The sequence below is a fragment of the Variovorax sp. GW821-FHT10D07 genome, from assembly GCF_059415325.1.
Window position 1 is genome coordinate 1 of record NZ_JBWKMZ010000026.1, and the last position, 20,100, is coordinate 20,100.

General features: G+C 72.3%; 11 protein-coding genes. 6 read left to right on the top strand and 5 right to left on the bottom strand.

From position 1 onward, the window contains the following. Positions 1–173: 173 nt before the first annotated feature. On the top strand, positions 174–1,850 hold the full coding sequence (locus AC07PU_RS40490; protein WP_495323463.1) for a ShlB/FhaC/HecB family hemolysin secretion/activation protein: 1,677 nt from the start codon (positions 174–176) through the stop codon (positions 1,848–1,850). A gap of 2 nt (positions 1,851–1,852) precedes the next feature. Beyond that, positions 1,853–7,426 (top strand): two-partner secretion domain-containing protein, encoded by a 5,574-nt coding sequence (locus AC07PU_RS40495; RefSeq protein ID WP_495323464.1) that lies wholly within the window; start codon positions 1,853–1,855, stop codon positions 7,424–7,426. A gap of 2 nt (positions 7,427–7,428) precedes the next feature. Here the strand turns inward: AC07PU_RS40495 and AC07PU_RS40500 are convergent, their stop codons facing one another. After that, entirely contained in the window at positions 7,429–8,286 is an 858-nt protein-coding gene (locus tag AC07PU_RS40500; protein ID WP_495323465.1) for a glycosyltransferase family 25 protein, read from the bottom strand. Between the two features lie 77 nt (positions 8,287–8,363). Between AC07PU_RS40500 and AC07PU_RS40505 the strand changes: the two genes are divergently transcribed. Then, on the top strand, positions 8,364–10,052 hold the full coding sequence (locus tag AC07PU_RS40505) for a galactosyltransferase-related protein (RefSeq protein ID WP_495323466.1): 1,689 nt from the start codon (positions 8,364–8,366) through the stop codon (positions 10,050–10,052). Here AC07PU_RS40505 and AC07PU_RS40510 read toward each other — a convergent pair. The 4 genes from AC07PU_RS40510 to AC07PU_RS40525 all read right to left on the bottom strand — a co-directional run bounded on the left by AC07PU_RS40510 (position 10,010) and on the right by AC07PU_RS40525 (position 15,954). Beyond that, on the bottom strand, positions 10,010–10,807 hold the full coding sequence (locus AC07PU_RS40510; RefSeq protein WP_495323467.1) for a hypothetical protein: 798 nt from the start codon (positions 10,805–10,807) through the stop codon (positions 10,010–10,012). The two genes, AC07PU_RS40505 and AC07PU_RS40510, sit on opposite strands and share 43 nt — an antisense overlap. Positions 10,808–10,829: 22 nt before the next feature. After that, the gene (locus AC07PU_RS40515) at positions 10,830–12,818 is read right to left on the bottom strand and encodes a hybrid sensor histidine kinase/response regulator (RefSeq protein WP_093350789.1); all 1,989 of its coding nucleotides are present in this window, start codon (positions 12,816–12,818) and stop codon (positions 10,830–10,832) included. Next, entirely contained in the window at positions 12,815–13,879 is a 1,065-nt protein-coding gene (locus AC07PU_RS40520; protein WP_495323468.1) for an ABC transporter substrate binding protein, read from the bottom strand. The genes AC07PU_RS40515 and AC07PU_RS40520 overlap by 4 nt, the downstream gene beginning before the upstream one ends. Positions 13,880–14,064: 185 nt before the next feature. Then, positions 14,065–15,954 carry an ATP-binding response regulator gene (locus AC07PU_RS40525; protein ID WP_398499025.1) on the bottom strand — a complete coding sequence of 630 codons (1,890 nt, stop codon included), beginning with the start codon at positions 15,952–15,954 and terminating at the stop codon, positions 14,065–14,067. Positions 15,955–16,379: 425 nt separating this feature from the next. Here AC07PU_RS40525 and phnD point away from each other — a divergent pair, with 425 nt between their 5' ends. The 3 genes from phnD (at position 16,380) to tssK (ending at position 20,088) form a co-directional block, all read left to right on the top strand. Beyond that, positions 16,380–17,543, top strand: a complete 1,164-nt coding sequence (phnD, locus tag AC07PU_RS40530; protein WP_495323469.1) for a phosphate/phosphite/phosphonate ABC transporter substrate-binding protein — start codon at positions 16,380–16,382, stop codon at positions 17,541–17,543. Next, positions 17,540–18,550, top strand: a complete 1,011-nt coding sequence (locus tag AC07PU_RS40535) for a phosphate/phosphite/phosphonate ABC transporter substrate-binding protein (protein WP_495323470.1) — start codon at positions 17,540–17,542, stop codon at positions 18,548–18,550. The genes phnD and AC07PU_RS40535 overlap by 4 nt, the downstream gene beginning before the upstream one ends. A 206-nt stretch (positions 18,551–18,756) precedes the next feature. Next, on the top strand, positions 18,757–20,088 hold the full coding sequence (gene tssK / locus AC07PU_RS40540; protein ID WP_495323471.1) for a type VI secretion system baseplate subunit TssK: 1,332 nt from the start codon (positions 18,757–18,759) through the stop codon (positions 20,086–20,088). Positions 20,089–20,100 lie beyond the last annotated feature (12 nt).

A 20,100-nucleotide genomic window follows, 5' to 3' on the forward strand; every position in this document is an offset into this window, starting at 1 on the left:
GCGAAATCAAGGAGGAGCCGAAGGCGGGGGACATTCGCGGAGGGAAGTACCCGCTGTCCTGTGCACGCGCCCCGAACGAACCGACCCCCAAAAACACCAGCAACCCGCAAGAAACAACGCGGTGGAGCCCTGAAATGCGCGCCCTTCAACGCTCTACACCGATCGCCCTCGCCGTGTCCGCCCTGTTCGGCGCCGCCTTGCTCGTGGCCGCCCAGCGTGCCCATGCCAACGAGGCCGAGGAGACCGCGCTGCTGCCCACGCAGGACCCTTGCGGCAGTTGCAACCGACCCATGGCCCAGGCCACCGGCGGGGTCGCGCCGCAGACCCTGCCCGCGCCGTCGCGCAACACCTCCGCCACCGGTGCCTTCAAGCTCAACGACCTGCGCCTCAATGGCGTGAAGGCGCTGAGCAACGAGGAGCTGCAGTCGATCACCACGCCCTACATCGGCCGCGACGTCACGCTGGCCGACCTCGAAGAACTCGCGAAGGCGATCACCGCGCGCTACAAGGAGCGCGGCTACTTCCTCGCGCAGGCCGTGGTGCCGGTGCAGACCGTGCGCGACGGCATCGTCGAGATCAGCGTGATCGAAGGCCGGCTGGGCCGCGTCGACGTGCTGGTGGCGCCCGAGGCACCGATGACCGAAGCGCGCGTGCGCGGCTTCCTCGCTCCGTTGCAGCCGGGCGAGGCCGTCAACGCGCCCGCCTACGAGCGTGCCATGCTGCTGCTGTCGGACCAGCCCGGCGTCAAGGTCTCGTCGGCGCTGCAGGAAGGCACGCAGCCCGGCACCACCGATCTGTCGGTCGAGGTCGCGGCCGCGCCGCGCTGGGCCTTCACCGCCGAGGGCGACAACCACGGCACCAAGGAGTCGGGCCGCTACCGGCTCGGCGGCACCGTGCGCTGGCTCAGCCCCTTCGGCATCGGCGACAACCTCGATGCGCGCGTCATGGTGTCCGACAGCAATGCGCTGCAGTACGGCCGCATCGCCTATGAGGCGCCGATCGGCACCAGCGGCCTGCGCGCCGGCATGGGCCTGGCGCGCGTGAGCTACGACCTCGGCGGCCAGTTCTCCGACCTCGACGCGCAGGGCCGCGCCGACGTGCTCGATTTTTCGCTCAACTATCCGCTGATCCGCCAGCGCCAGCAGAACCTGTTCCTGCGGCTGACGGCCGACCTCAAGGACCTCAAGGACGAGATCCGCGTCGTCGACTACGACGTGAAGAAGCGCGTGCGCGGCATCGGCCTGGGCTGGGCCTGGGAGCGGCGCGACGACGTCTTCGGCGGCGGCTACTGGGCCAGCACCGGCACCCTGTACCACGGCTCGCTCTCGATCCGCGACCCGCAGACCCTCGCGGCCGACCAGGCCTTCGGCGGCCGCCACACCGAGGGCGGCTTCACCAAGATGAGCTTCCAGCTCTCGCGGCTGCAGTCGATCGTGCCGCGCCATTCGCTCTACCTCGCCATCGGCGGCCAGTGGGCCAGCAAGAACCTCGATGCTTCGGAGAAGCTCGCGCTCGGCGGCGCGCGCGCCGTGCGTGCCTACCCCTCGGGCGAACTGCTGGCCGACCAGGGCGTGATCGGCACCGTCGAATGGCGCTGGTCGGTCAACGAGGAGTTCACGCCCTTCGTGTTCTACGACGCGGCGCGCGGCAAGCTCGCGCGCCGTCCCTCGCCCTTCGACGGCGAGAACTCGCACAGCCTGCGCGGCTACGGCATCGGCATGAGCTGGTCGCGTCCCGGCAATTTCTCGATCAACGCGACGCTGGCCTGGCGTGACGGCACACCGCGGGCACAGACCGACGGCGGCGGCCACAACCCGCGGCTGTACGTCCAGGTTCAAAAGGCGTTCTGACCATGAAGCAACGCACGTCTCCTCTTCTTCGCGCCACCGCGCGCCGCCTGCGGCTGCGGCCGGTCGCTCTCTCGCTGATCTGCGCGGGCGCCGTGCCCGCGATGGCGCAGGTGCTGCCCACGGGCTTCCTGCCCTCGGCGCTGCCGGGCAACATGGTCTCGATGACCCAGGCCGGCAACATCATGAGCATCGTGCAGGGCAGCCAGCGCGGCATCGTCAACTGGACCACGTTCTCGATCGGCGCCAAGAACATCGTCAACATCCAGCAGCCCAATGCCTCGGCGATCCTGCTCAACCGCGTCACCGGCAACGAGCTCTCGACCATCGCGGGCCAGCTCAATGCCAACGGCCGCGTGTTCCTCATCAACCCCAACGGCGTGATGTTCGGTTCCGGTGCCAGCGTCAACGTCGGCGGCCTCGTGGCCTCGACGCTGGGCCTGACCACCAGCGACGCGAACTTCCTCGGTGGCACGACCAACTTCAGCTTCGAGCGGCTGAACGCCAACGCCAAGACGGTGGTGAACGAAGGCGGCATCACGGCCACCGGCGGCCCCGTGGTGCTGATGGGCGCGGGCGTGAGCAACACCGGCACCATCACGGCCGACGGCCAGACCGTGGCGCTGGTCTCGGGCCGCAAGATCACCTTCGACCTCGCGGGCGACGGCCTCACCAACATCGCGATCGCGTCCGACTCGATGGCGACCAACGCCTCGGTCGGCAACACGGGCACCGTGCAGGCCGACGGCGGCAAGGTCGTGATGGTGGGCCAGTCGACCACCCTCGGCGAGCTGGTGGTGAACCAGGCCGGCGTGGTGCGCGCGCGTTCGCTCGGCACGAAGAACGGCGAGATCGTGCTCGGCGGCGGCGCCGACAACGAGGTGCGCGTGGGCGGCACGCTCGACGCAACCTCCACCGGCACGGCGGTCGGTGGCCGCATCTCGGTGGCCGCGGGCAATGTGCGCGTGATGGATGGCGCGCTGGTCGACGCGAGCGGGGATGCCGGCGGGGGTTCGGTGCAGCTCAAGGCGTTGAGCGGGCTGTCGATCGCGTCGGCGCCGCCTGCCGCGCTGCTGGGATCGGGTGCCGTGGTGCGTGCCGATGGCCGGACCGGCAATGCCGCGGGCGGCGAGATCCGCATCGAGCAAGCCAGCTACAGCGCGCTGCCGGGCACCGGCAGCGAGGCACCGCCCGCCACCCGGCTCGGCCTGCACCTGTCGGGCACGCTGTCGGCCAAGGGGGCGGGCTCGGGCGCGGGCGGCAACATCAGCACCAGCGCCGATGCGATCCAGGTCGGCAACGACCTCGCGCTGTCGGCCGCGGGCGGTGCGAACGGTGGCGCCAACGGCAAGTGGACGCTGAATTCCAACAAGCAGATCGTGGTGACGCCCGAGGCGCCGAACTACGACCCCGGCAGCTTTCCCAGCGCCGGCGGCATGGCCTCGAGCCCGATCAGCTCGCAGGCGCTGGGCCGCGCGCTCGGCCAGGGCACCGACGTCACGCTCGCGAGCAACGCGGCCAATGCCGAGGGCGGGCAGGAGCGCTTCGGCGTGCTGTTCGATACCGCGGCCCAGGTGGTCAAGAGCGAGGGCGGCACCGCCTCGCTGCGCGTGGATTCGGCCACCGGCATCGCGATGCTCGACCGTTCGACCCTCCAGTCGACGAGCGGCGCGTTGAACGTGGACTTCAATGTCGATGCCAACGGCACGGTGCCGGGGGCCGGCAACACCCCGATCGTGACCTCCGAAGGCGAGGGGGCCGCGCAGATCCAGATGACGAACGCGCGCATCGAGACCAACGGCGGCAACGTGCGCTTCTACGGGCAGGGCGATGCCGCCAACGGCCGCGCCATCGGCTATGCCTCCGAGTTCGGCGATTCGGGCGTGGGCGCCGGCATCGAGTTGCGCAACAGCCGCATCTCGACCTGCGGCGTCGATGCCGCCAGCTGCACCGAGGGCGGTGTCATCAACCTGCGCGGCGAGGGCCGCACGCTGTTTTCGAGCTCCACGCTCAACGGCAGCTCGGGCGTGCTGATCTCCAGCTCCGAGCTGATCACCGGCAGCGGCGCCATCACCGTCGACGGTGTCGGCGGGCTGGCCGCCAAGGGCGTGGAGATCGGGCGCGAGGCCGGCAGCGTCCCGGGCCCTCGCAGCCGCATCGCCTCCACCGGCGGGGACATCGTGCTGCGCGGCAGCACGCGCGGATGGACCACCGGCGATGCCGTGGGGCGGCTGCGCTTCAACGTCGCGGGCGCGGGCGTGCAGGCCAACGGCGTCGACATCGCCACCGGCGGCAACGTGCGTGTGGAAGGCCAGGGCGCCGACCTCGGAACGCTGCTGGGCACCGACGAATTCGCCAAGCTCTCGGCCTCGGCCACCATCAATGCCTCGCACGGCGTGCTGATCGGCGATACCGGCATCACCGCCGGCCAGGGGCGGCGCATCGACATCGTCGGCACCGCCGGCAGCGCGGGCGTGACCTACGACTTCAACGGCGTGCCGACCCCGCCACCGGCCGGCATCGACGAAGGCGTCACGCCCGCGGCGGTGTGGATCCGTGCCAGCGGCGCCGGCCAGGGCCTGCGTGCGGAAGGCGGACAGATCAACATCGTCGGCGGCAACGGCGACGTGTTGCTGCAGCGCGGCGCCCAGCCCGATGCGTTGCTGAGCACCGCGAGCGGCACGGTGGCCGGCGGCTCCATTGCCGTCACCGGCCGCAACATCTACGGCGGTGGCCTCGCGGGCGCCACCGGCACGCTGGCAGACGCGAGCGGCGCGGGCACCGGCGGCGACATCCGCTTCGAATCGACGGTGAGCGACAAGACCGGCGGCATGCTCGCGCTGGCCACGGGCATGGGCTTGCTCGCGGACAGCGCCTCGGCCAGCGGCAACGGCGGCAACATCCGGCTGCTCGCGGGCAACGGCCTGCGCGCCCACGGCACGCTGTCGGCGCGCGGCGGCAGCACGGGCGGCAACGGCGGCTTCATCGAGACCTCGGGCACGCAGCTCGACCTGACCGGCATCCGCGTCAACGCGGGCGCGCCGGCGGGCACCGCGGGGCAGTGGCTGATCGATCCCTATGCGGTCTCGATCGTCAATGGCGCGGCGGCCGGCACGCTGCCGACCAATCCCTTCGACGCGGTCGCCACCTCGACCATCCAGGACGGCGACATCAATGCCGCGCTCAACGGCGGCGCGAGCGTGAAGATCACCACCGGCACCGGCGGGCCCGGCGCCGGCAGCATCTCGCTCGCGAACAACGTGCTGATCGACTACACCGCCGCCTTCGGTCCGCTGAGCTTCGAGCTGGCCTCGGGCAACAGCATCCAGGGCGGCCTCGGCACGGTGATCCGTTCGTCGGGCAAGGGCGGTCCGCTCACCGTGCTGTTCAACGCGGGCGTCAATCCCGACGGCACGCCTTCCGGCAGCAACGGCTCGATCAACTACAACGGCACCATCGCCACGCGCGGCGGCAGCGTCACGATGAACGCGCGCGGCGACGGCAGCCCCACCAGCGGCTTCATCCAGATGAATGGCGCCTCGGTGCAGACCGATGGCGGCGCGGTCACGCTCTACAGCGGCCAGCCCGGCGCGCCCACCGGCTACGTCACGCTGGTCGACAGCCAGATCGACACCCGCGTGGGCCAGACCGATGCCGGCGCGGGCGGCGCGGTGCAGATCGCGGGCGGCAACGTGACGCTGGCGGGCGCGCAGATCGCGACGTCGACCGGCAACGTCGACATCCGCGGCAGCTCGGCCGACTGGAACAGCGGCGTGGTCATCACCGACGGCCGCACGCCCTCGACCATCTCGACCACCAGCGGCAACGTCACGGTGCAGGGCGTGGCGCGGCGCCAGGCCTCGTCGACCTTCGCGGCGGCGCACGGCGTGCTGGTCAACGGCGGCAGCAGCATCACCACCGGCAGCGGCACCATCGCGCTGCGCGGCTACAACTTCAACAACGACACCACCGTGCCCGCGGCCACGCCCGATTCGGGCGTGCGGCTGGAGAACGGCGCGCGCATCGTCACCACCGGCGGCGGCGACATCGAGATCACGGGCCGTTCGCAGAACGGCGGCACCGGCGTCTCGATCGAGGCCGGCGGCTCGCCGAGCCTGCCCGGCACGGCGCCCGTGGTGCAGGGCAGCCGCAACGTGGTGCTGCGCGCGGTCAACGACGGCAGCACCGACGCGATCGTGATCGGCACGCCGGTCAGCGCGGCCAACGCGATCAACCTGCGGCCCGGCGGCATGGACGCCAACTTCGCGGTGTCGGACAGCACCAATGCGCCGATCGTGCTCGGCGGCGCGGGCACCGGCGGCTTCTCGGTCTCGAGCGCCGAGTTCGCGCGCCTCGCCGCACCCACCATCGTGGCGGGCAGCGCCACCCATGCGGCCGACATCACGGTGGCCGGTGCCATCGCCACGCCGGGCGCGCTCACCCTGCAGAACGACGCGGGCGGCAACATCGCGGTCAATGGCACGGTCAGCGCCTCGCAGCTGGGCCTGTTGTCCGATGGCCGCATCACGCAGTCGGCCGCGGGCGCGATCACCGCCACCGGGCTGCTCGCGCGCTCGAGCGGTGCGAGCGTCGACCTGCAGAACCCCGCGAACAACGTCGCCACCGTGAGCGGCGGCGCCGAGGGCGGCTTCGCCTACGTCGATGCGAACGCCGTGACCATCGGGACGTTCAGCGTCAACGGCTTCAACGCCGCGACCAACCAGCTCGCGCCCACGGCGACCACGTCGATGTCGGCCGGCACCGTGTTCGTGCGCACGCTCGCGGGCGACCTCACGCTGGGCACCAACGTCAATGCGAGCACCAGCGCCGACCTGGTGGCGGCGGCGCGCTTCCAGAACCCGGGCGCCTTCACCATCGGCGCCGGCACCTGGCGCGTCTGGGCCGACACCTGGATCGGCGAGACGCGCGGCGGCCTCGCGGGCTCGGGCCCGCTGCCCAACCTCTACCACTGCGCCTACCTGGGCCTGTGCACGGTGACGGTGCCGGCCACCGACAACCACTTCATCTACGCGCAGCAGCCGACCGCGATCGTGACCGTGGGCAATGCCGCGCGCCAGGAGGGTGCGCCCAACCCCACCTTCACCTACAGCGTCAGCGGGCTGATCCTCGGCGACAACGCCTCGAGCTTCAGCGGCACGCCGGGCACCAGCGCGAACACCGCGAGCCCGCCGGGCAACTACCCGATCGATGGCGCCTTCGCCTCGGCGGCCGGCTATGCGGTGCAGGTGGTGCCGGGCAACCTGCGCGTCGATCCGGGACCGCCGCCACCGCCCGCGCCCCCACCGCCGCCGGTGGCGCCGCCGCCACCGCCGCCCTTCGTGTTCTTCGAGCGGCCCGAGCTGCCCTCGGTGGACGTGGTGCGCGACCAGCCCTCGACCTACCTCTACGACCGCAACATCGGCCAGGCGCCGATCTGCGTGGCGACCGGACCGCTGGACGGCGACCGCGCGGCGCAGGGCGGCGACGTGCTGGCGCGCGAATGGTCGCGCGTGCGTTCGCGGCCGAACCTGCTGAGCTGCGTGAACACCGAGCGGCGCAACGGCTGCGCCGACTTCTAGGGTCAGCGCGTCGGACGCGCCGTGATGACGAACAGCTGCGCCATCAGGTCGGCCAGCAGCCGCAGCTGCGGGTCGTCGGTCAGCGCCGCGTGGCGGTAGCCGGCCACATGGGCCTCGAGGCCATCGATCGGGCCGGCGAAGAACAGCCGGCGCAGCGCACCGCCGAGCGCGTCGTTCTCCGCCGCGCGCGGCCGGTCGTCGATGGTGCTGTGCGCATGGCTCTCGAGCCGCGGCGTGGCGAGGAAGGGCGCGAGCACCGCGGCGCGCAGGCGGCCCTCGGCCACCCAGCGGTTCAAGGCCATGTCGAAGGCCTGCGCGGGGCCCTCGGCCAGCGCCTCGCGCAGCAGCGGCGGCAAGGCGCGCAAGCCCTTCGGCGTGGCGAGGTAGGCGACCGCGCCCCAGTTGTAGAGACCGCGCGCATCGAGCACCTCGATGCCGGCGATCGCATCGCGCGGCGCGGCGGGATCGGCGGGCAGCTGCTTCTTCAGCGCCTGCCACAGCGCGAGCAGGCTGTGGGCCGAGGTGTAGGGCAGGCATTCGAGGAACACCAGGTCCCAGTCGGCCAGCTGCGCGAGCGCCTCGGGCCGCAGCAGCGGCGGCAGCGCGCGGCTCAACAGCGCATCGTCCTCGAGCACCAGGAAGAAGTCATCGGGCGGTGCGCTTTCGAGTGCGCGCGAATGCGAGAGAAAGCACGCGCGTTCGCCGGCGCTGGTGGCGGCATCGGCGGGCACCGCGGGCAGCGTGGCCGCGTCGATCGCCTCGAAGCGCGCCACGCCCTCGATGCCGAGCGCGCGCAGCTGCGCTTCCATGGCCGCGCGGCGATCGCCACTGCGTTGCAGATTGATGAAGCAACCGTTCATGATGCGGGGATGAAGCAGGTCCTGCCATTGTCTCCCTTGTCTTCCGCCATCGCGCCGATCGCCGGAGGGCGGACCGCATGATGCTCAGCGTGGTGCTGCCGTTCTACCGCAAGCGCGCGGAGTTCGAGCGCGTGGCCGCGCTCAACGCGCCGCATTGGTCGCGCCCCGGCATCGAGGTGGTGATCGCGCTCGACGAACCGGCCGAGGAGCAAGGCCTGCTGCAACTGCTCGCGCGCTTCGACACGGTGCGCTGGCGCGTGGTCGTCAACGACCGGCCGCATGGCTGGCGCCCGCCCTGCCGCGCCATCAACGTCGGCGTGCGCCATGCGCGCGGCCGCTTCGTGCTCGTGCATTCGCCCGAGTCGGCCTATGTGGGCGACGGGCCCGCGCTGGCGCTGCAGGCCGCGCTGACGGTCGAGCGCGGCGTGGTGCTGGGCCGCGTGGGCTTCGCGCGCTTCGACGCGATCGACGGACCGCTGGCCGCGCTGTTCGCGCGCCAGGTGCCCGAGGCGCTGTTCCTGCGCACCTTCTACGGCTCGCTGTGCGGCCCGCGCGAGGCCTTCGAGGCGGTCGGCGGCTACGACGAATCCTTCGTCGGCTGGGGCGGCGACGACGACGATTTCCGCGTGCGGCTCGAGATGGCGGGCTGGCGGCTTTCCGCCTGCGCCGAACTGAAGCTGCTGCACCTGTCGTTCGAGACGCGCGACGGCGCCGAGCAGTTCGATCCCGACAACGACTGGCGCAAGTGCACGCCCGCGAAGGCGCGCGCGAACGGCGAGGACTGGGGGCGCGACTTCGCACGCATCGCCCGCGACGATCCGGCACCGGCCGATGCCGGGGCCGTGCCCGCGTGGGGGCAACCCGCGCCCGTGTTCGCGATGGGCTCGCGCCGCCAGTGCGAGCTCTGCGCGCGCATGCTGCACCACGAACCGGTGCCGCACTACTTCTGCCCGCGCTGCAGCGCCGCGCCGCCGAAGCCGCTGGCAGCGCGGCTGCGCATCGTCTGCCTGCTGCAGCTGCGCAACGAGGCGCGGCTGCTCGAGGGCTGCCTCGACCACCTGCGCGACCATGTCGACGGCTTCATCGCGCTCGACGACGGCTCGACCGACGACACCGCGCGAATCCTGCGGCGCGAACCCAAGCTGCTCGAGCTGCTGTCGAACCCGCCGGGCGGCGACTGGAACGAAACGCAGAACAGGCGCCGCCTGCTCGAATGCGCGCAGCGCCATGGCGCGGGCTGGGTGCTGGTCTGCGATGCCGACGAGCGCTACGAGAGCCTGTTCCTGCGGCACCTCGGCGCCATCGTCGATTCGCTGTCCGACACGCAACTGGGTTGCCTCTCGCTCGCCGTGCGCGAACTCTGGGACGCGCCCGACCGCTTCCGCGACGACGGGCCCTGGGGCACCAAGTCGCGCGTGTGCCTGTTCCGGCTGCCGCGCGAGATCGCCTTCGACGCGGCGCCCGCGCTGCACGGGCCCTGGTATCCCGACGCGGTCGCGCAGCATGGCCGGATGTTCCGCAGCTACTTCCGGCTCTACCACCTGCACATGATCCGGCGCGAGGACCGCATCGCGCGGCGCGACCGCTACCGGCGCCTCGATCCCGGGCACCGCTGGCAGGCCATCGGCTACGACTACCTGGCCGAGGAAGGGCCGGGACTGCGGCTCGAGAAGATCGCGCCCGATCGCGGCTACGACCTGGAGACCTTGCCGGCCGATCTGCGTCAGGCCGACGGCCCGGCGCTGGCCGCGAGCGAGCGCGCGTAGTCGCCGCGGTAGGTGCGCGTGCCGGTGTGCGTGAGGCGCGAGCGCGTGTCGACGAAGACCTGGCCGCCGATCGATTGCCAGCGGCGGCAGAAGGCGAAGTCCTCGCTGAGGTAGCGGCCGTTGCCGGGCTCGGCCCAGACGTCGAAGAAGCGATGGTGCGGCCAGGCCGCGGCCGTCTCGTCCTCCATGCGGTCGGGCGTGTAGCGCAGCTCGGGCAGGGCCTGCGCGAGCCGCTCGAACACGGCGCGCTCGATCAGCATGAAGCCGGTGGGCGCATCGAGCACCTCGACGAAGCCGTCGGCATCGATGCGGCCGGCCACCTCGGGCCCCGTGAGGTTGATCGGGAACACCGCGTGCTTGGCCTCGAAGTCCTCGCGCGTGCTGCCCGCGGGCAGCGGCTGCGCGAGGCCGGCGCGCGGCCAGCCGTCGTTCTTCTGCGGATAGGCGCCGGCCACCACCGCGCGGCCGGCCAGCAGCAGGCGCAGCGCGGCCTCGGGCTCGAAGCCGATGTCGGCATCGATCCAGAACAGGTGGGTCCAGCGGCTGTCGGCCATGAACTCGGCCACCAGCCGGTTGCGCGCGCGCGGGATCAGGCTGTCGCCGTCGAGGAAGCGCGTCTGCATCGGGAAGCCATGGCGCCACGCGAGGTTGACCAGCCCGAGCAGGCTGCGCACGTAGTCGCTGGTCATCGCGCCGCTGTAGCTGGGCGTGGCGATGAAGGGGCGGATGTCTTTCAGGGCGTCGATGGGCAGCATCGTGGTGGAGCAATGGGCGTGTTCATGCGGGCTGCGCATGCCGCCGCGTCGACAGCAGCGCCCGAAGCTTCGCCGGTGCCACCGGCTTCGTCAACAGCGTCGCGCCGCTGTGGCGCAGCCGTTGCAGCGCATCGGGCCCGGTGGCGCCCGAGACCAGCACCGCGAGCGCCTCGGGCTGCAACCGCTTGGCGGCGTCGATCACGTCCATGCCGTCGGTGTCGCCGGGCAGCTGCAGGTCGCACAGCACGGCGTCGTAGGGGATGTCGCCGGTGCCCAGCCGCGCGATCGCCTCGGCGCCGGTGGCCACGCATTCGACCTGGCAGCCCCACTGCTCGAGCAGCGCGCGGCTGCCGTCGAGGATGGCCGGGTCGTCGTCCACCACCAGGCAGCGCAGGCCCGCGAGCGGCGCGGGCGCGGGCGGTGCCGGCTGCGGTGGCGCGATGTCGGCGGCATTGGCCGCGGGCAGGGTCAGCGCGAAGGTGCTGCCGGCGCCGAGCGCCGAGCGCAGCGCGATGCGCGTGCCCAGCAGGGTGGCGATGCGCGCGCAGATCGCGAGGCCGAGGCCGAAGCCGCGGCGGCGGTCGCGCTCGGTGTTCGCCACCTGGTAGAACTCCTCGAAGATGCGCTGCTGGTGGATCGGCGCGATGCCCACGCCGTCGTCGCGCACCTCGATGCGCACGCCGCGCCCGCCGTCGGGGCCGTTGCGCGCGCGGCGCGCGGCCACCAGCACGGTGCCGCCCGCGGGCGCGTGGCGCAGTGCATTGGTCACGAGGTTGCCGACGATGCGCTTGAGCAGCGCCGCGTCGCTGCGCACCGCGAGGCCGCGGTCGCTCCAGCGCAGCCGCACGCGCAGCTCGGTGGCGGTGGCCGCATGCTGGGCATCGAGCTGGTCGAACAGCGCGGCCAGCGAGACCTTGGCGATGGCCGGCGTGAGCACCTGCGCATCGAGCCGCGAGATCTCGAGCAGGTCGTCGAGCAGCACGCCCATGAACTCGGTGCTCTCCTGCAGCCGCAGCACGGCCGGGCGCTGCGCCTCGCTGGCGCCGGGCAGCAGGCCGTCGATGAACAGGCCCATGGCATGCAGCGGCTGGCGCAGGTCGTGGCTGGCCGCGGCCAGGAAGCGCGCGCGCGACAGCGCGGCCTGCTCGGCCTCGGCCATGCGCTGCAGCGCGACCGCGGTGGCCTCGCGCACGCGCTCCTCGCTGACCTGGCGGTTGTGCTGCAGCCGCTCGGCCAGGCGGTCGATGTCGTGCGCGAGCATGGCCAGCTCGTGCGTGCCGCGCGAGCCGCCCTCGACCACGCCGCAGCGCATCTCGAAATGGCCGGCCTCGAGCGCCGCCACGGTGCGCGACACGCGGCGCAGCGGCCGCGCCACCGTGCGCGCCATGTGGCGCACCGAGGCCCAGGCCGCGAGCAGCGCCACCATCGCGATGCCGATGCCCGCGAGCAGCGAGCGCGTGCGTTCGCGCGAATAGGCGGTGGTGTCGCGGAAGGTCTGGACCAGGCCGACCGGCGTCTCGCCCGCGGCGGTCGAGCCCGCGGGCGCGAAGGCGCTGGCGCGCGAGGCCTCGCGCAGCGTGACCGGCGCGGTGAACATGCGCAGCTGTGCGAGCGAACCGGCCTTGGGCCCGGCCGTCACGTAGACGCCGGCGCTGTTGCTGATCTCCACGCGCATCACCTGGCCGCCGCGCAGCGCGGCATTGGCCACGTTCTGCAGCGCGGGCAGGTCGCCGGCATAGAGGCTCAGGTCGGACATCGCCGCCACCTGGCGCGCCACCGCCTGACCCTCGGCGTCGAAGGCGGCCTCCAGCGTCTGCAGCCGGTTGTGGGTGAACCAGGCGGTGAGCGCGAGCGCCACCGCCACGCAGGGCACCACGCCGAGGCGGAACAGGTCGCGCTGCAGGTTGCCGCGCACCACCAGCGCACCGGCGGCCAGGCCCGGCGTGGGTGCTTCGGCCGGCGCCGTGGCCGGGCTGGGGTCCGCGCCCTCGGGCGGCCGGGTGGCGCTCATCGCGTGACGGTGAGGCGCTCCGTCAGTTCGCGTTCCTCGGGCAGCCGCAGCCCGAGCCCGCGCGCGACGGTGGGGTTGATGCGCACGGTGGCGGGCGTCGCGGCCTCCACCAGCGGATTGCCGCCGCCGCCCGCGCTGCCGCTGCTCGCGACCTTCTGCGCCAGCAGCCGCGCCTGCTGCGCGAGCTGCGCGGGCGTGGAGACCGCGGCCGCGAGGCCGCCCGAACGCACCAGGCCTTCGCTGGCGCCGAACACCGGCAGGCCGGCGCCGGCACCGGCGCGCAGCACCGACAGCGTGGCGGCCTGGTTGTCGCCGATCAGGTCGGGCAGCACCATCAGCGCATCGCTGCGCGGCACCACGGCGCGCAGCGCGGTGGCGAGCGAGCGCGCGTCGGGCGCGTATTCCACCTGCAGGTCCCAGCCGCCGCCGGGCTGGGCCTGCGCGGCGCGCTGCAGGTCGCGCACCAGCGGTTCGGATTCGGGCGTGGCGACCACGCCGATGCGGTGGCGCTGCGCCGGCAGCACCGCGCCCACCAGCGCGAGCTGGTCGGCCATGGCCGGGTCGCGCAGCAGCACGCCGACGCGGCGGTCGGTGCGGCGCAGCGCGGGGCTGGTGCGCAGGCCTTCGTAGTCGAGCCGGCTCAGCATCGCGAGCACCAGCGGTTCCTGGCCCGGGCGCTCGATGGCGGCGCGCGCGGCCACCGCGCCCACCGCCATGGTCAGCGAGCCGCCCTCGGCGCTCGAGATCGAGGACCGCATGCTGCGCGTGCGCACGCCGACGTTGACGTCGCCGGGCTCGGCCGCCGCTGCGTCGGGCACGCCGGTCGAGCCGGGCGCGAGCCGCACCAGCTCGAAGCGGCTCGCGGGGTCCAGCCCCTGGCGTAGCTGCTGCACGAACTCGGCATGCGCGGCGAGGTCGTCGCCCATCAGCACCGTGAAGCCGGCGGCCGGGCACAGCGCGGCGCCCAGCAGCGCGGCGCAGGCCAGCAACGCGCGGGCGGCACCGCGCAGCAACCGGGTCGTGCAGTGGATCGGGGGAGAGGTTTTCGCGGCGACGGACATGAAGGCTTCTGCCACAAGGGGCGATGGCTCAATGTACGGAAGGGCCCTGCTTCGCGCGATAAGGCGGAGGGCTTATGCCCGCGGCGCGCACCCTGCGGGGCTGTGAGGAAGTTCACGTGCTGACGGCCGCTTGGCCTATCTCCGATGGCGTATCGCCACCGAAGACCGTTGCCAGGAACGCGTTGTCAGGCCTGCACGGCCTGCATCGCGGCCGTGCGCTGCGCGAGGATCGCCTGGCGCAGCACGCGCGGCGACACCGGCTTGTAGAGCACGGTGATGCCCGCGCTCTGCACCTCGCGCAGGCGGTCGGGCTTGGTCTCGCCGGTGACCAGCAGGCGCGCGGTGCCGGTGCCGATGCCGCGCGGATGACGCTCGAGCGCGGCGATCACGTCGAGGCCGTTGTCGCCGCCCTGCAGCAGCAGGTCGCTGACCACCACGTCGGGCGGCACGGGCCAGGTGTCGGCCATGGCGAGCGCCTCGGCGCGGGTCTGCGCGGCCAGCACCGAGGCGCCCCAGTTCGACAGCACCACGGTCAGGCCTTCGAGGATGGTGCGCTCGTCGTCGATCACCAGGATGCGCAGGCCCTCGAGGCAGCGCTCGTCGTTCTCGGGCACGTGCGGCGCGGTCACGGCCGGCGCGGGCAATGCGGCCGGCGCCGAGCGCACCAGCACCCGCACGCAGGTGCCCTTGTTGAGGCGCGAGCTCAGTTCCACGCGCGTGTTGAGCAGCTCGGCCAGCCGCTGCACCGTGGCCAGGCCCAGACCCATGCCGCGCGTGCCGCGCGAGGCCTGTCGGCCCGAGGGCTCGACCTGGTAGAACTCCTCGAACACCCGTGCCTGGTGCTGCTGCGCGATGCCCACGCCGGTGTCGACCACGTCGATGCGCACGCCGCGGCCGCGCTTGCGCGCGCCGATCAGCACGCCGCCCTCGAGCGTGTGGCGCAGCGAGTTCGACACCAGGTTGTTGAGGATGCGCGACAGCATCACGTAGTCGCAGCGCACCCACAGGTCGGTCTTGCGCGCCACCAGCCGCAGGCCCTGCTGCTCGGCCACCGGGCGGAAGTTGCGGCTGATCTCGTCGAACAGCCGGTCGAGCGGGAAGTCGACCCACTGCGGCTGCAGCACGCCGGCGTCGAGCTGCGAGAGGTTCAGCAGCTCGGAGAACAGCCGGTCGAGCGAGTCCACGCATTCGCGGATGTGGCCGATGCGCTGCAGCCGCAGCGGATCGGTCTCGCCGTTGGCCAGGCCGTCGGAGAACAGCGTGAGCGCATGCAGCGGCTGGCGCAGGTCGTGGCTGGCGGCGGCGAGCAGGCGGGTCTTGGCCTGGCTCGCGACCTCGAGCTGCTGGTTCTTGCGCGCCAGTTCGGCCGTGGCCTCGGTGATGCGGCTCTGCAGCAGCCGGTGGCTCTCGGCGAGCGCGCGCGCGGCCTCGTTGAAGCCGCGCTGAAGGTGCTGCACTTCGGAGGTGCCCTCGATCGTCACGCTCGCGGCCTCGCCGGCGCCGAGCCGGTCGACCGCCTTGCCGAGCGCGCGGATCGGCTCGCTGATGCGGCGTGCCGCCCACCAGCCGGCCAGGCCCACGCCGACCAGGCTGGCGCCGAGCACCAGCACCACGTTGAGCCAGACCGAGCGGCGCGCGTTCTGCACCGCGCCGAGGCTGATCTCGACCATCACCTTGCCGCTGGTGCGGCCGTCGTCGCCCACGATCGGCACCACCACCTGCAGGCCCTCGCCGCGCGCGCGGTCCATGGTCTCGGAGTTGGCCACGATCTCGCCGTCGTCCGACCAGATCTGCACCTGCTGCACGTGCGGCTGGTAGGTGCCCGACTGCGCGGTGCGCTGCAGCGCGCGCCGGTCCATGCGCACGATCGGCGCCTGCGCCACCGTGGCCACCTGCAGCGCCACCGTCTGCGCATTGGCGCGCATCAGCTCGGTGAGGTTGTCCAGGTGCTGGCGCGTGAGCACCGTGATCGCCACCAGCGTCGCCGCCATGGCCGGCAGCATCGCCAGCAGGATCAGCTGCTGCGCGAAGGTGAGCCGCGCCAGGCCGCGGACGACGGCGAAGTTCCAGTTCATGGACGCGGGAAAGGCATGGCGGCCGAGCCTACGGAGGCCTTGCAGGGCAGGGAAGACGGGAAAAACATCACGAAAACTGCTTCTGGTTGATATCTAATGGCGTCCGCTTCGCCATGGTAGGGCCTGTTAACCCTATTCAAGGGGTCGCGAAGCTTGCCATAGCCCGCCCATCAAGGCGCGCGACGCCGCGTGTGCGTCCGCACACGCAAGGAGCGCAACGCCGAGGGGCGGGCTATGGCAAGCTTCCCTCCGGGTTGCCCCGCAAAGGGACCGTCTGCGGCGTTGCCCGCGCTTGCAAGGCATCAGCCTTGCTGCGCGCGGGCGCCTTGCATCCGGTCCCTTTGCGGGGCAACGCAACCCCTTGAATAGGGTTAACAGGCCCTTAGACCGGCCGGTTCGTCACGGCCTCTCTCGTCCGTCCAAATATGCCGGCTTTCCTGCGCTGTTCCCAAGGCCTCTCCGAGCCCACCGGTATCCGTCGGCCTCGCTGGTCGCGCTGGCTGGCGGCGGCGCTGCTGGGTGCCTCGCTGCCGTTCGCGGCGCTGGCGCAGACCCCGGCCCCGCCCTCGTTGCCCTCGGTCTCGACCATTCCCCCCTCGACCCAGTCCACGCCGGCCCAGACCGTCAAGGGTGGCTTCACGGCCGCCGGCGGCCATGGCGCCGAGGCCGCGCCGATGCGCTTCGGCATCCTGCCGCTGGGCGGCGCCTTCGAATCGCGCAGCGACTGGGATCCGCTTTTGGCCGAGCTCAGCCGCGCGCTCGGCCGGCCGGTGGCGGTGCTCTCGGTCAATTCCTACGAGGCGCTCGAGCAGGCGATCCAGCGCGACGACGTCGACATGGCCTTCCTGTCGGGCAAGATGGCGCTCGACGCCGTGAGCCAGCGCCGCATGAAGGTGGTGGCGCAGGTGGTGCGGCACGACGGCCTGCCCGGCTACCGCGCGCTGCTGCTGGCGCGCAAGGCGCCGCCGTTCAACACGCTGGCGGGCCTCTTGGCCGACCCCGAGCGCTGGCGCCTCGCGCGCGGCGAGAAGCAGTCGGTGTCGGGCTTCATCGTGCCGCAGCTGCAATTCTTCCTGCCCAACCACATCGCCATGGAGACCCGCTTCGCGAGCGAGGTGGTGGGCACGCACCAGGTCACGGCGCTGGCCGTGGCCAACAACGAGGCCGACGTCGCCACCAACAACACGGCCGACTTCGAGCGCTTCAAGCTGCGCTTCCCGGCCGAGGCCGGCCGGCTGCAGGTGCTGTGGGAGTCGGAGCTGATCCCGCATGCGCAGATCGTGATGCGGCGCGACTACCCGCCCGAGCTGCGCCAGCGCGTGCAGGCCTTCCTCGTGGCCTACGGTCGCGCCAAGGGGCCGCGCGGCGATGCCGAGCGCGTGGTGCTGAAGTCGCTGCACGACCTCGCGGGCTTCGTGCCGGCCGACAACAGCTCGCTGCTGCCCGCGGCCAAGCTGGCCTACCAGCTCGCCACCCAGAACGCCAAGACCGCGCAATGGGTCAACGACGCCGCGCGCCAGGCCCGCCTGCAGCGGCTGGACAGCGGCTATGCCGAGCAGGTCGGCGTGCTGAAGGACGTCTCGCCTTGATCGCCTGGCTGCGTGCCGCGCTGCTGGCCTTCGCGGCCTGCGCCGCGGTGCCGGCCGCGCAGGCCACGCAGCCGGAGCCCGTCAAGGCGATCCGCTTCGGCGTGCTGCCGCTGGGCGGCGCGGTCGAGTCGCGCGCGCTGTGGACGCCGCTGCTGGCCGACCTCGGCCGTTCCATCGGCGTGCCGGTGAGCGCCTACTCGGTGTCCTCGTACGAGGAGCTCGACCGCGCCATCGGCCGCGACGAGATCGACATGGCCTTCCTGTCGGCCAAGATGGCGCTCGATGCCGTGACCCAGGGCCGCATGAAGGTGATCGCGCAGATCGCGCGCCGTCCCGGCATGCCCGAGCACCGCGCCGTGCTGCTGATGCGCAAGGCGCCGCCCTTCAACAGCCTCGAGGCGCTGCTCGCCAGGCCCGAGTCATGGCGGCTCGCGCGCGGCGACAGCCGCTCGGTGACCGGCTTCCAGGTGCCGCAGAGCGAGCTGTTCCTGCCCAACCACATCGCGATGGAGACGCGCTTTCGCAGCGAGATCGTCGACACCCACCAGGCCACGGCGCTGGCCGTGGCCAATGGCGATGCCGACGTCGCCACCAACAACAGCACCGACTTCGAGCGCTTCCGCGAGCAGTTCCCGGTCGAGGCCGAGCGGCTGCAGGTGGTGTGGGAATCGCAGCCGCCGCCGGGGGCGCCGATGGTGGTGCGGCGCGGCTGGCCGCCCGAGTTCCAGGCCCGGCTGCAGTCCTTCCTGACCAACTACGGCCAGGGCAAGGGGCCGCGCGCCGATGCCGAGCGCGAGGTGCTCAAGACCTTGCGCGCCGGCTTCGGCTATGCGGCGGCCGACGACAGCGCGCTGCTGCCGCAGGCCCGGCTCGACCGCCAGCTCGGCCGCCAGCGCGCGATGGCCGCGCAGTGGGTCAACGATGCCGCGCGCGAGCAGCGGCTGCAGCGCATCGAGAAGGTCTACGCCGACCAGGTGCGCATGCTCGGCGGCACGCCCGCGCGCTGACGCGCCGAGGCCGCGCGTCCGTTTCGCGGCGCCATCCCCATCGCTTTCGAGCCCGCATCGGGCCCGCATCTACTCCCTTCGCCGTACGTCCTCGCGCGCCGCCTATGCCGTTAGCTAGGCCTTAAGGCGGATTTGCCCACGACTTCGCGCGCCGGAAACTCACCGCTTCTTACAGGCAGCCCTTGCCGTTGACGGAGTGCGAGCGGATGAGTTGGCGAACAAAAGTGGTCTGGAGCGAGGGGATGCTGCTGCAGCCCCAGCACCTGCAGCAGAGCGAACGACATGCCGATCACGCGCGGCACGTGCTGCTGCGCTCCACCACGCCCTATGCCTGGGGCTTCGCCGAGCTGGAGATCGACCAGGCCGCGCTGACGCTGGGCAAGCTGGCGCTGGTGCGCGCGGTGGGCGTGTTCGGTGACGGCACGGTGTTCGACATGCCGGCGGTCGATCCGCTGCCCGAGCCGATCGACATCCCGCAGGCGATGCGCGACGAGGCCGTGGTGCTGGCGCTGCCGCTGCGCCGCGCCGGGGCGCGCGAGGCCGATGCCGAGGAGTACGAGGAACTGGTGCGCCACCGCGTGCTCGAGTCCGACGTGCCCGACTCCAACACCGCGGGCGAGCGCACCGCGATGCTGCAGCTGGGCCAGCTCCACACGCGGCTGATGCGCGCCAGCGAGGCCACCGACGCCTGGACCACGCTGGGCGTGGCGCGCGTGGTCGAGCGCCGCGTCGACAACCAGGTGCAGCTCGAGCGCGCGATGCTGCCGCCGCTGCTCGACGTGGCGGGCCACGCGGTGATCCGCGCCTGGCTCGACGAGCTGCTCGGCCTGCTGCGCCAGCGCGGCGAGGCGCTGGCCGGGCGCATGACGCAGGGCGGCACCGGCGGCGTGGCAGAGATCGCCGACTTCATGCTGCTGCAGACCGTGAACCGCAACGAGGCGGTGTTCGCGCATCTCGCGAAGAGCGCGATGCTGCATCCGCAGCGCTTCTTCGAGCAGGCGCTGGGCCTGGCCGGCGACCTCGCGAGCTTCCGCGACTCGCGCCGCGTGGCGCGCTTCGGTCCCTACATCCACGACGACCTCGCGCTGAGCTTCCGGCCGCTGATGGACGACCTGCGCCGCAGCCTGTCGATGGTGCTCGAGCAGTCGGCGATCCGCATCGACCTGCACGACCGCAAGCACGGCGTGCGCGTGGCGGTGATCAGCGACGTTGAGCTGCAGCGCAACGCGGTCTTCGTGCTCGCGGTCAACGCCCACATGCCCAGCGAGGCACTGCGCGCGCGCTTCCCGACACAGGTCAAGATCGGCCCGGTCGAGCGCATCCGCGACCTCGTCAACCTCGCGCTGCCGGGCGTCACGCTGACGCCGATGCCGGTGGCGCCGCGCCAGATCCCGTTCCATGCGGGCGCGAACTACTTCGAGCTCGAGACCCGCAACAGCGACCTCTGGCGCCAGCTCGAGCAGTCGGGCGGCGTCGCGATGCACATCGCGGGCGACTTCCCGGGCCTCGACCTCGCGTTCTGGGCGATCCGTGGCTAGCCATCGGCACAG

Excerpts from the sequence above, each read along its gene's own strand:
- AC07PU_RS40495 (WP_495323464.1), top strand. The coding sequence starts at position 1,853 with ATGAAGCAACGCACGTCTCCTCTTCTTCGCGCCACCGCGCGCCGCCTG.
- AC07PU_RS40500 (WP_495323465.1), bottom strand. The coding sequence starts at position 8,286 with ATGAACGGTTGCTTCATCAATCTGCAACGCAGTGGCGATCGCCGCGCG.
- AC07PU_RS40505 (WP_495323466.1), top strand. The coding sequence starts at position 8,364 with ATGATGCTCAGCGTGGTGCTGCCGTTCTACCGCAAGCGCGCGGAGTTC.
- AC07PU_RS40510 (WP_495323467.1), bottom strand. The coding sequence starts at position 10,807 with ATGCTGCCCATCGACGCCCTGAAAGACATCCGCCCCTTCATCGCCACG.
- AC07PU_RS40515 (WP_093350789.1), bottom strand. The coding sequence starts at position 12,818 with ATGAGCGCCACCCGGCCGCCCGAGGGCGCGGACCCCAGCCCGGCCACG.
- AC07PU_RS40520 (WP_495323468.1), bottom strand. The coding sequence starts at position 13,879 with ATGTCCGTCGCCGCGAAAACCTCTCCCCCGATCCACTGCACGACCCGG.
- AC07PU_RS40525 (WP_398499025.1), bottom strand. The coding sequence starts at position 15,954 with ATGAACTGGAACTTCGCCGTCGTCCGCGGCCTGGCGCGGCTCACCTTC.
- phnD (WP_495323469.1), top strand. The coding sequence starts at position 16,380 with ATGCCGGCTTTCCTGCGCTGTTCCCAAGGCCTCTCCGAGCCCACCGGT.
- tssK (WP_495323471.1), top strand. The coding sequence starts at position 18,757 with ATGAGTTGGCGAACAAAAGTGGTCTGGAGCGAGGGGATGCTGCTGCAG.